11 protein-coding genes and 1 other RNA gene are annotated in these 11,446 nt (G+C 54.1%); 4 read left to right on the top strand and 8 right to left on the bottom strand.

The features are described 5' to 3' along the window. Nucleotides 1-78 precede the first annotated feature (78 nt). The 6 genes from gcvH to AC534G_RS04250 form a co-directional block, all read right to left on the bottom strand. Complete coding sequence (gcvH, locus tag AC534G_RS04275; protein WP_006686886.1) at nucleotides 79-468, bottom strand: glycine cleavage system protein GcvH; 390 nt, start codon at nucleotides 466-468, stop codon at nucleotides 79-81. Between the two features lie 24 nt (nucleotides 469-492). Next, a complete protein-coding gene (gene gcvT / locus AC534G_RS04270; protein ID WP_110496904.1) occupies nucleotides 493-1,587 on the bottom strand; it encodes a glycine cleavage system aminomethyltransferase GcvT in 1,095 nt (364 codons plus the stop codon). Nucleotides 1,588-2,039: 452 nt separating this feature from the next. Further along, nucleotides 2,040-3,242, bottom strand: a complete 1,203-nt coding sequence (gene ubiI, locus AC534G_RS04265) for an FAD-dependent 2-octaprenylphenol hydroxylase (protein WP_110496902.1) — start codon at nucleotides 3,240-3,242, stop codon at nucleotides 2,040-2,042. A gap of 81 nt (nucleotides 3,243-3,323) precedes the next feature. Further along, entirely contained in the window at nucleotides 3,324-4,502 is a 1,179-nt protein-coding gene (gene ubiH / locus AC534G_RS04260) for a 2-octaprenyl-6-methoxyphenyl hydroxylase (RefSeq protein WP_110496900.1), read from the bottom strand. After that, complete coding sequence (gene pepP, locus AC534G_RS04255) at nucleotides 4,499-5,824, bottom strand: Xaa-Pro aminopeptidase (RefSeq protein ID WP_199983119.1); 1,326 nt, start codon at nucleotides 5,822-5,824, stop codon at nucleotides 4,499-4,501. Before pepP ends, ubiH begins: the two co-directional genes overlap by 4 nt. Before the next feature lie 25 nt (nucleotides 5,825-5,849). After that, nucleotides 5,850-6,428, bottom strand: a complete 579-nt coding sequence (locus tag AC534G_RS04250; protein WP_087856780.1) for a YecA/YgfB family protein — start codon at nucleotides 6,426-6,428, stop codon at nucleotides 5,850-5,852. Nucleotides 6,429-6,595: 167 nt separating this feature from the next. Between AC534G_RS04250 and zapA the strand changes: the two genes are divergently transcribed. The 3 genes from zapA to AC534G_RS04235 all read left to right on the top strand — a co-directional run bounded on the left by zapA (nucleotide 6,596) and on the right by AC534G_RS04235 (nucleotide 7,766). Beyond that, on the top strand, nucleotides 6,596-6,925 hold the full coding sequence (zapA, locus tag AC534G_RS04245; protein WP_003026980.1) for a cell division protein ZapA: 330 nt from the start codon (nucleotides 6,596-6,598) through the stop codon (nucleotides 6,923-6,925). Between the two features lie 41 nt (nucleotides 6,926-6,966). Then, nucleotides 6,967-7,150, top strand: a non-coding RNA gene (gene ssrS / locus AC534G_RS04240) — 6S RNA. Nucleotides 7,151-7,169: 19 nt separating this feature from the next. Beyond that, on the top strand, nucleotides 7,170-7,766 hold the full coding sequence (locus AC534G_RS04235) for a 5-formyltetrahydrofolate cyclo-ligase (RefSeq protein ID WP_110496898.1): 597 nt from the start codon (nucleotides 7,170-7,172) through the stop codon (nucleotides 7,764-7,766). Nucleotides 7,767-8,146: 380 nt separating this feature from the next. Here the strand turns inward: AC534G_RS04235 and serA are convergent, their stop codons facing one another. Together serA and rpiA are read right to left on the bottom strand one after the other, a co-directional pair. Next, entirely contained in the window at nucleotides 8,147-9,379 is a 1,233-nt protein-coding gene (gene serA, locus AC534G_RS04230) for a phosphoglycerate dehydrogenase (RefSeq protein WP_006686878.1), read from the bottom strand. Nucleotides 9,380-9,649: 270 nt separating this feature from the next. Beyond that, nucleotides 9,650-10,309 (bottom strand): ribose-5-phosphate isomerase RpiA, encoded by a 660-nt coding sequence (gene rpiA / locus AC534G_RS04225; protein WP_016154364.1) that lies wholly within the window; start codon nucleotides 10,307-10,309, stop codon nucleotides 9,650-9,652. Between the two features lie 170 nt (nucleotides 10,310-10,479). On the opposite strand from rpiA, the gene argP reads away from it, so the two are divergent. Beyond that, nucleotides 10,480-11,373, top strand: a complete 894-nt coding sequence (gene argP, locus AC534G_RS04220; RefSeq protein ID WP_032940465.1) for a DNA-binding transcriptional regulator ArgP — start codon at nucleotides 10,480-10,482, stop codon at nucleotides 11,371-11,373. Nucleotides 11,374-11,446: the final 73 nt, after the last annotated feature.

Raw genomic sequence — 11,446 nt, 5'->3', positions numbered from 1 at the left:
CGTGCGAAAACGAATACGCAAAATAATTCGCGTTGCAGTGAGTAGGCCAGATAAGCATTAGCGCCATCCGGCACAACATTATTCGTCTTCTAACAATGCTTCGTACGCAGTGGCATCCAGCAGCGATTCGATTTCGCTTTCATCGCTGGCTTTGATTTTGAAGATCCAGCCACCGGCATACGGTTCGCTGTTAACCAGTTCCGGGGAGTCGCTGAGCGCGTCGTTAACCGCAACAATCTCACCGCTTACCGGCGCATAAATATCAGAAGCCGCTTTTACGGATTCCGCAACGGCGCAGTCATCGCCCGCGCTGACGGTGGCACCAACTTCTGGCAGGTCGACGAAAACCATGTCACCCAACAGCTCCTGAGCATGTTCGGTGATACCAACGGTGTAAGAGCCGTCAGCTTCTTTGCGCAGCCATTCGTGTTCTTTGCTGTATTTCAGTTCTGCAGGTACGTTGCTCATCAATCAATCTCCAAAAAGGATGAATCACGCGACGGCTTTGCCGTTACGCACAAAAACAGGTTTAGTGACTTTTACTGGCATTTCGCGGTTACGGATCTGCACGATCGCTGTCTCACCGATACCCGCAGGGACACGCGCCAGCGCGATGCTGTAGCCCAGGGTTGGGGAGAATGTTCCGCTGGTGATAATGCCTTCATGTTGGTTACCGGAAGTGTCAGTGAAACGGACTGGCAGTTCATTACGCAGCACGCCCTTCTCGGTCATCACCAGTCCGACCAGCTGTTCATGGCCTTTGTCGCGCTGCATTTCCAGTGCTTCACGACCAATAAAGTCGCGGTCGGCAGGTTCCCACGCAATGGTCCAACCCATGTTGGCTTCCAGCGGAGAAATCCCTTCGTCCATCTCCTGACCATACAGGTTCATACCCGCTTCCAGACGCAGCGTGTCACGCGCGCCCAGACCGCAAGGTTTGACGCCTGCTTGTACCAGCGCACGCCAGAAATCAGCCGCTTTTTCATTCGGCATGGCGATTTCATAGCCTGCTTCGCCGGTATAACCGGTGGTTGCGATAAACAAATCACCCGCCTGAACGCCAAAGAACGGCTTCATACCTTCTACCGCATGGCGCTGTTCGTCAGTAAACAACGTGGCTGCTTTTTCCTGCGCGTTTGGCCCCTGCACCGCAATCAGCGACAGGTCGTCACGAACGGTGATGTCGATGGCGTAGGGTTCAGCGTGTTGGGTAATCCAGGAGAGGTCTTTTTCGCGGGTGGCGGAGTTTACAACGAGGCGGAAGAAATCTTCAGTGAAGTAATAGACAATCAGGTCATCTATCACACCGCCCGATGCGTTAAGCATACCGGAGTAGAGGGCTTTACCCGTCTTCGTTAGCTTCGCAACGTCGTTTGCCAGCAGATAACGCAAGAACTCCCGGGTGCGGCTGCCGCGCAGGTCGACGATGGTCATATGCGACACATCAAACATACCGGCATCGGTGCGAACAGCATGGTGTTCATCGAGCTGAGAACCGTAATGCAGTGGCATCATCCAGCCATGGAAATCTACCATGCGCGCGCCACATAGCGTGTGTTGTTCGTACAAAGGAGTCTGTTGAGCCATCTTTTCCTCGTTGAATAAGCGGGGCTACCAACTCTTTCGCGGTGAAATTTTCGCCACGAAACCCAGCACCGCAGCCGCTCCAGGGGCTACGACGCAAACGTTCTCTTTGTCCTGAACTTACCACCGAAACAGACGCTAAACCATAAGGCAAAATTAGCCATCACATTAGCTTATGGCAAAAAATGGCCAGATCGACGACAGAATATAAACCCACAAGTACGCCAAAAAATCAGAATAACAAACAGGAAAGAGAAGAAAAAATCAGCATCAAGCCACATTAAATATGGAAAAAATGTCAAAAATGGCGTTATGAAAAAAACGTGATATTAAAAAAACTAATGCGAAAAAAGGTGTGGAATTAGATTATTTCAAATGAGAGAAGCATCCCGGCGCGAGGGCCGGGAGAGGAAAATGTGACGGGTCTCAAACTCTTAAGATTGTCCTTACGGACGCTAGCGTAGCCACTCGGGAAGATCGTTCAGTCCCATCGCCTGACGGATGAGCTGCGGTTTTACACCCGGAAGGGTATCGGCCAGTTTCAGACCAATATCACGCAGCAGTTTTTTCGCCGGATTCTCGCCGGCAAACAGTTCACGGAAGCCCTGCATACCGGCCAGCATCATTGCTGCGCTGTGCTTACGGCTGCGCTCATAACGACGCAAATAGATATACTGGCCAATATCTTTGCCCTGACGTTGTAGCCGCTTAAGCTCATCGATAAGCTCTGCCGCATCCATAAAGCCGAGGTTAACCCCCTGACCCGCCAGCGGGTGGATGGTATGCGCCGCATCCCCCACCAGCGCCAGACGATGGGCGGCGAACTGACGAGCATAGCGTCCCGTCAGCGGAAACGTCTGCCGTTCGCTTTCAACGCTGCACAGTCCCAGACGGTTATCAAAAGCGATATTCAGCGCCTGATTAAACTCATCAACGCTTGCCTGCTGCATGCGTTCGGCTTCCTGCGGAGAAAGTGACCAGACGATAGAGCACAGATGCGGGTCACTGAGCGGCAGGAATGCCAGGATACCCTCGCCGTGAAACGCCTGGCGCGCAACCGCGCCGTGAGCTTCCTGCGTACGGATCGTCGCCACCAGCGCATGATGACGGTAATCCCAGAAAGTGAGCGGAATGTCTGCTTTATTACGCAGCCAGGAGTTAGCGCCATCCGCGCCGATCACCAGGCGAGCCGTCAGCATAGTGCCCTCTTTCAGAGTCAGAAATGCCTCGTTCTCACCCCAGGCTACCTGCTGTATTTCAGCGGGCGCCAGCAGCGTAATATCCGGCGAACGCTGCGCCTTTTGCCATAGCGCGTGATGGATCTCTGCGTTTTCGACGATGTGGCCCAAATGGCTGTAGCCCATGCTCTGGTCGTCAAACTCAATGCGCCCGAAGCTGTCTTTGTCCCAGACTTCCATACCGTGATAGCAGCACGCGCGACGGGCAACGATATCTGACCAGACGCCCAAACGAGTAAGCAGTTTTTCACTGGCGGCATTGATTGCCGACACGCGAAGCTGAGGAGGTGCATCCACCGCCAACGGCTGCGGAACATGTTGTTCTAACACCGCAACGCGTAACCCGCTGCCCTGCAAGCCGCAGGCAACCGCCAGTCCCACCATGCCGCCACCGACAATTGCTACATCAACACTTTGCACTGTTTACTCCTGGAAACCGGAACAATCAAAACCGTAGGCCGGATAAGGCATTTACGCCGCCATCCGGCTTACAGGCCATATTTATCGCGCAACCCAACCCAGGGTCCGCTCCGCCAGCGCATCGCGCGCGGGTGTGAATAACTCCATCGCCATCAGCCCGGCATTTCGCCCAACAACCAGCGGGGCCCAGCGGTTGGCAAACAGATACACCAGATTGTTGGTTACGCCAATTGTCGTTTCGCGATCGCGCTCACGACGTTGCTGATAGCGTGCCAGCACTGCGTAATCACCAATATCTTCCGCGCAGTTTTGCGCCTGAGTTAACGTCTCAGCCAGGCTCATTACGTCGCGCAGACCAAGGTTGAAACCTTGTCCGGCAATGGGATGTAGCGTCTGAGCGGCGTTCCCCACCAGCACGGTACGATGGGTAATCGCCTTCAGCGCAGTGGTTAATGACAGCGGATAAGCGCTGCGTTTACCGGTCTGGGTAATACGTCCCAGCCGCCAGCCAAACGCGGTTTGCAATTCACGGCAAAACCGTTCGTCGGACCAGGCCATGATCTCATCGCGCTGATCCAGCGGATGGCACCACACCAGCGAGCAGCGACCATCAGACATCGGGAGCATTGCCAGCGGGCCATACTGCGTGAAACGTTCAAACGCGCGCCCATCGTGGGGAACGGAGGTCGAGACATTGGCGATTACCGCCAGTTGTTCATAAGGCTGCTGCAGCCAGTCCACACCGCAGGCGGTAGCCAGCGCGGAACGTGTACCGTCAGCGGCGACCACCACGCGACCGGTAATGGACTCGCCATTTTCCAGTGTGACCTCAACATGGCCCTGCGTACGCGACACGCTGGCTACGCGATCGGGACAATGCAGCGTGACGCCCGGCGCTTTACGCAGTAGCGCAAACAGACGCAGCCCAACATCGTGGAGTTCCACCACCTGCCCCAGCGCCGGGAGACGATATTCCTGCGCATCCAGCGTAACAAATCCGGCATGACCGCGATCGCTGACGTGGACCGTTTTGATTGCCGTTGCGCAATCGGCAATCGCCTGCCACACGCCAATTCGCGCCAGCTGCTGACAGGTTCCTGCCGCCAGCGCAATCGCCCGGGCGTCAAACCCAGGATGACGGTCAGTTTCAGGTTCGCTCGCTTCTATCAGATGAACTGGCAGCGTCCCATGACTGAGCTGGGAAATGGCCAGCGCCAGCGTCGCGCCGACCATGCCACCACCAACGATAATTACGCTCATTGCAGTCGCGCCGCAGCCATTAAGGCTTCAATATCATCCGCTTTCTTCACCACGCTGGCGGTCAGATTTTCATTACCGTCTTCGGTGATAAGGATGTCATCTTCTATACGAATGCCAATGCCCCGATAAGCAGCCGGTACATCGGCATCCGGCGCGATATATAACCCAGGCTCGACGGTCAGCACCATTCCTGGCTCAAGGATACGCGAACGATCCTGACCATAAACGCCAACATCGTGCACATCCAGCCCCAGCCAGTGGCTAAGGCCATGCATAAAGTATGGCCGATGCGCATTCTCGGTAATTAACTGGTCGACGTCGCCGTGCAATATGCCAAGCTTCACCAGACCGGTAATCATGATGCGCACAACTTCACCGGTGACGTCCTGAATGGAAGTTCCGGGGCGATACAGACGTAGGCTGGTCTCTAAGGATTCCAGCACGATATCGTAGATTTCACGCTGCGCGGGGGTAAATTTGCCATTAACCGGAAAAGTACGCGTAATGTCGCCCGCATAGCCTTTGTATTCACAGCCAGCGTCAATCAGCACCAGGTCGCCATCGCGCATTTCACTTTCATTTTCGGTGTAATGCAGGATACAGCCGTTTTCACCGCTTCCGACAATGGTGTTATAGGACGGATAACGCGCGCCGTGGCGGGTAAATTCGTGGTGAATCTCCCCCTCCAGTTGGTATTCAAACATCCCCGGACGGCATTTTCCCATCGCGCGGGTATGCGCCAGGGCGGTGATCTCTCCGGCACGGCGCATGATCGCAATCTCTTCTGGTGATTTGAACAGGCGCATTTCATGCACCATCGGACGCCAGTCGATGATCGCGCCAGGCGCGTGCAGATTTTGTCTGGAACCTTTGCGTAGTTTATCCAGCGCCGTGCAGACAATTTCGTCGGCCCAAGCGTACTCGCCCTGTGCGTGATACACCGCGTCCAGGCCATTGAGCAGCAAGTGCAGCTGTTGGTTGATTTCACTGAAGGCCAGCGCCCGGTCAACGCCGAGTTTTGCCGGCGCGGCATCCTGGCCCAGACGGCGGCCAAACCAGATCTCCGCCGTCAGATCGCGAACCCGGTTGAACAAAACGCTGTGGTTATGAGTATCATCACTTTTAATCAGCACCAGCACGGCTTCAGGCTCGTTAAAGCCGGTGAAATACCAGAAATCACTGTTCTGGCGGTACGGGTATTCACTGTCCGCGCTGCGCGTCGCTTCCGGCGCGGCAAAAATCAGCGCGGCGCTGCCGGGCTGCATTTGTGCCAGCAAAGCCTGACGACGACGCTGGAATTCTTGCTGAGATATCTCACTCATAACACTCTCCTTGGCGTTGTTGTATTTAGTGCAGAGTCGGTTTACGGACTTCCGGCGCAGTCGGCTGCTGACGCGTAAACGTGTCATGGCACAGCAAGGCGGCTACACGCACGTATTCGATGATCTCTTCGAGCGACATTTCCAGCTCTTCCTGATCTTCGTCTTCGTCATAGCCCAACTGGGCGATATTGCGCAGGTCGTCAATCGCTTCACCGGTTTCGCCGGTCACTTTGTCGAGCTTAGGCTGCGTGACGCCGAGGCCCAGCAGGAAGTGGTTTACCCAGCCAGCCAGCGCATCGGCGCGATCGAATACGCTGACGTCATCACCTTCAGGCAGAAAAAGCTGAAAAAGAAAGCCGTCGTCCTCAAGGGCATCACTGGTAGCAGAGTGCATTTTCAGCAGCGCCTGAGCCAGCTCGTGACCAAAGGCCAGACCTTCGTTCGTCAGGTCGTGCAACAGCGGCTGCCATGAGCTGTCGTTGTTACCGCCACAAATTATCCCGCTGATTAAGCCGTGCATTTCGGCCGGGGTTAATCCAGCCCCTTGTTGGTTCAAAAACTGGCTAACTTCGCTGTAGCCAGGCATTTCGTTCTGTATAGACATAAGCATTCGTCATCAAAGGGAGGAATATTCATGATATGCTACCACTTTGGACCCTGGTGGACCAGAAAAGGGCTTGTATCTTGATACCAGGGTAGCTATAGTGTCGCCCCTTCGCGGACCCAAGGTCTGGAGACGAAGGCAGCGCAGTCAATCAGCAGGAAGGTGGCATGTCTGCACAACCCGTCGATATCCAAATATTTGGCCGTTCACTGCGAGTGAATTGCCCGCCTGAACAAAGGGATGCGTTGAATCAGGCTGCGGACGATCTCAATCAGCGATTGCAAGATCTGAAAGTTCGCACTAGAGTCACAAATACTGAGCAGTTGGTTTTCATCGCCGCGTTGAACATCAGCTATGAATTAACTCAGGAAAAAGCGAAGACGCGTGAGTACGCGGCGAGCATGGAACAACGTATTCGGATGTTGCAACAGACCATCGAACAAGCGTTGCTTGATCAGGGTCGCATAACCGAAAAAACGGGCCAAAACTTTGAATAACACTTTTCGGTTTACTGTGGTAGAGTGACCGTGAAGACAAAATTTCTCTGAGATGTTTGCAAGCGGGCCAGTCCCCTGAGCCGATATTTCATACCACAAGAATGTGGCGCTCCACGGTTGGTGAGCATGCTCGGCTCGTCCGAGAAGCCTTAAAACTGTGACGACACATTCACCTTGAACCAAGGGTTCAAGGGTTACAGCCTGCGGCGGCATCTCGGAGATTCCCTTCTACCTGGCAACAGCCATGACACTACTTTCTGAACTCCCTTTATCCCGACAAGAAATACGCAGACTGATTCGTCAGCGTCGCCGTGCGCTTACCAGCGATCAGCAACAACAATTTGGTCAGCAAGCCGCGACCAGAATGCTCAGTTTTCCCCCTGTTGTTCTTGCCCATACCGTAGCGGTGTTTCTCTCTTTCGATGGCGAACTCGACACCCAACCGCTGATCGAACAGCTGTGGCGAGCGGGTAAGCGCGTCTACCTTCCGGTTCTTCATCCCTTCAGCCCTGGCAACCTGCTGTTCCTGCACTATCATCCGCAGAGTGCGCTGGTGACCAACCGCTTAAAGATCCAGGAGCCGCGACTTGATGTCCGCGACGTATTGCCGCTGGCAAAGCTGGATGTACTGGTTACGCCGTTAGTCGCGTTTGATGAAGACGGGCAGCGCCTGGGCATGGGCGGCGGATTTTATGACCGTACGTTGCAAAACTGGCAGCAGCATAAGATCCAGCCCGTGGGCTACGCGCATGATTGCCAGTTAGTGGAAAAGCTGCCTGTCGAAGAGTGGGATATCCCACTGCCTGCGGTGGTGACACCATCCAAAATTTGGCAGTGGTAGCCGTTTTTTGCCGATTGACAGCGCCGTTTTTTTGACCTAAATTCCTCGGTGAAGGGTGAGGGAGGCGAACCTCCCTCCTGCGTACTCTCTGTTAATATGCTGGGCAAGCGATGATTAACAGGATCAGCAGCATGATGACGTATCTCATCATCGTCCCTTTCCTTTTTAGAGCCCCTGCTTCGCCAGGGGCTTTCCCGTTTCAGCGCGATGCTGAGCCCCTATCGTAAATTTCTTTTAGTGCTGTACAACACGCAGCACTGCCTTTAGTTGCCAATTGCGGCAAGGCTCGAAAACAGAATGTATGCGTTACAGAAAGAAATTTTGAGGCAGGGAAATCAGAGGAAAGATGGGCAGGTCATCGCCTGCCCATTTAGAGGAAATTAGTACAGCAGACGGGCGCGAATGGTTCCCGGAAGGGCTTTCATCGCCAGCAGCGCTTTTTCCGCCACATCTTCATCCGCTTCAATATCGATGACCACATAACCTACCTGCGCGGAAGTCTGCAGATACTGCGCGGCAATGTTGACGCCCTGCTCGGCAAAAATCTGGTTCAGCGCGGTCAGAACGCCAGGACGGTTTTCGTGAATGTGCATCAGACGACGACCACCGTGCAGCGGCAGCGAAACTTCCGGGAAGTTAACCGCAGACAGCGTGGAGCCGTTGTCGGAATACTTGATCAGTTTCCCCGCCACTTCCAGACCGATATTTTCCTGTGCTTCCAGCGTGGAACCACCAATATGCGGCGTCAGGATCACGTTGTCGAAATCACACAGCGGCGAAGTGAACGGATCGCTGTTCGTTGCCGGTTCGGTTGGGAACACGTCAATTGCCGCCCCTGCAAGATGTTTGGTCGCTAACGCGTCGCACAACGCAGGAATATCAACCACCGTACCGCGTGCGGCGTTAATCAGCAGCGCGCCCGGTTTCATCAGCGAAATCTCACGCGCACCCATCAGGTTTTTGGTAGAGGCATTTTCCGGCACGTGCAGGCTTACCACGTCGCTCATATTGAGCAGATCGGAAAGATGCTGAACCTGCGTGGCGTTACCCAGCGGAAGTTTATTTTCAATATCATAGAAATAGACATGCATCCCCAGCGATTCCGCCAGAATGCCTAACTGAGTACCAATGTGCCCGTAGCCGATGATCCCCAGTTTTTTGCCGCGCGCTTCAAAAGAGCCAGTAGCCAGTTTATTCCACACGCCGCGGTGCGCTTTGGCGTTCGCTTCTGGTACACCGCGTAGCAGTAGCAGCAGTTCGCCAATCACCAGTTCAGCAACGGAACGTGTGTTAGAGAATGGCGCGTTAAACACCGGGATCCCGCGCTTTGCCGCAGCGCTAAGATCAACCTGGTTGGTGCCGATGCAGAAGCAACCAATCGCGACCAGTTTTTCTGCGGCGGCAATTACATCTTCAGTCAGATGGGTACGGGATCGCAGGCCAATGAAGTGAGCATCACGGATGGACTCTTTCAGTTGTTCGGTGTCCAGAGCGCCTTTGTGAAACTCGATGTTGGTATAACCTGCTGCACGAAGGCTCTCGAGTGCTTTTTGGTGCACGCCTTCTACCAGCAGAAATTTAATCTTATCTTTCTCCAGTGATACCTTTGCCATTTCCCCGACCCTGTCTTTTTTGTCCAATCTGATGTGTTGTGTGTGGGATTTTCATCCGCCTCTTCAACATATCAAAAAATAATATTGCAGCAATATGAACGTTTGCGTCGTCATGCTGAGGAAATGTCATTCAGCGGGAAATGTCAGAGGAAAATACTGGCGATAACTTTTTCTTTGGAGAGATCGGCAGGGCAATATTGTAAACGTGACACAAGTCACCAAATTTGCCCTGCCAAAATTTTTTTAACGGGAGAAGACGCTCCCATCAGATCATTTTACGATAGTTTTCACGCCGTCTGGGGTACCGATCAGCGCGACATCCGCACCACGGTTAGCGAACAAACCTACGGTTACCACGCCCGGAATCGCATTAATGGCGTTTTCCAGTGCGATAGCGTCGAGGATTTCCAGACCATGCACGTCAAGGATCACGTTACCATTGTCAGTTACCACGCCCTGACGGTATTCAGGACGACCGCCCAGCTTCACCAACTGGCGAGCCACTGCGCTACGCGCCATTGGGATAACTTCTACCGGCAACGGGAAGTTACCGAGAATATCGACTTCTTTGGACGCGTCAGCGATGCAGATAAATTTCTTCGCCACGGAAGCAATGATTTTTTCACGGGTCAACGCTGCGCCACCGCCTTTAATCATCTGCATATGGCCGTTGATTTCATCTGCGCCGTCAACGTAGACGCCGAGGCTGTCCACTTCGTTAAGATCGAACACGTGGATGCCAAGGCTTTTGAGTTTTTCGGTCGAGGCGTCAGAACTGGACACCGCGCCTTCAATCTGACCTTTCATTGTGCCCAGCGCATCAATAAAGTGTGCGGCTGTTGAACCTGTACCTACGCCCACAATGGTACCGGGCTGTACATACTGAAGTGCCGCCCATCCTACTGCTTTTTTCAGTTCATCCTGCGTCATGATCGTTTCGCCTGTGGTGTGAATATGGTGGGAAAATTCACGCGCATTATAGAACATTGTGCAGAAAAATGTCCCCACACCCGCTCCCGGGTGGCTGATTTCGTCTTTACCCAACCCAAATTTGTGTCATAGTGCAGAACAAGCAAAAATTTCAGGAGTGCGCCAAAGCAATGAAACGTCCGGACTACAGAACACTACAAGCACTGGATGCGGTTATTCGTGAACGAGGATTTGAGCGCGCGGCGCAAAAGCTGTGCATCACGCAATCCGCCGTTTCACAGCGCATAAAACAGCTTGAGAATATGTTCGGACAGCCGCTGCTGGTGCGTACCGTACCGCCTCGCCCTACTGAACAAGGGCAGAAACTCCTGGCGCTTTTACGCCAGGTTGAACTGCTGGAAGATGAGTGGCTGGGTGATGAGCAAACTGGCTCCACGCCGCTGCTGCTTTCGCTGGCGGTGAACGCCGACAGTCTGGCGACCTGGTTGCTTCCGGCGCTGGCCCCGGTACTGGCTAATTCGCCGATTCGCCTGAACCTGCAGGTTGAGGATGAAACGCGCACGCAGGAACGTCTGCGCCGTGGTGAAGTGGTCGGTGCGGTGAGTATTCAACATCAGGCGCTGCCAAGCTGTCTGGTGGATAAACTTGGCGCGCTGGATTACCTGTTTGTGGGTTCAAAAGCGTTCGCCGAGCGCTATTTCCCGAACGGCGTCACTCGCTCTGCCCTGCTGAAAGCCCCGGCGGTAGCGTTTGACCATCTTGATGATATGCATCAGGCGTTCCTGCAACAAAACTTCGATCTGCCGCCAGGCAGCGTGCCGTGCCATATCGTTAACTCATCAGAAGCCTTCGTCCAGTTGGCCCGTCAGGGCACGACCTGCTGCATGATCCCGCACTTACAGATAGAAAAAGAGCTGGAAAGCGGCGAGCTTATCGACTTGACGCCGGGCCTGTTCCAGCGTCGGATGTTGTACTGGCACCGTTTTGCGCCGGAAAGCCGCATGATGCGCAACGTTACCGACGCGCTGCTGGCTTACGGTCACAACGTACTGCGTCAGGATTAAACTGTTTGTAGCCTCTGAGTGCCGGATGGCGACGTAACGCCTTATCCGGCCTACCCCCTCTTACCGCTTTTTC

The sequence above is a fragment of the Citrobacter sp. CRE-46 genome, assembly GCF_059615875.1.
Note: the sequence above shows the minus strand (reverse complement) of the source record. Positions and strands in the feature narration are given on the sequence as shown.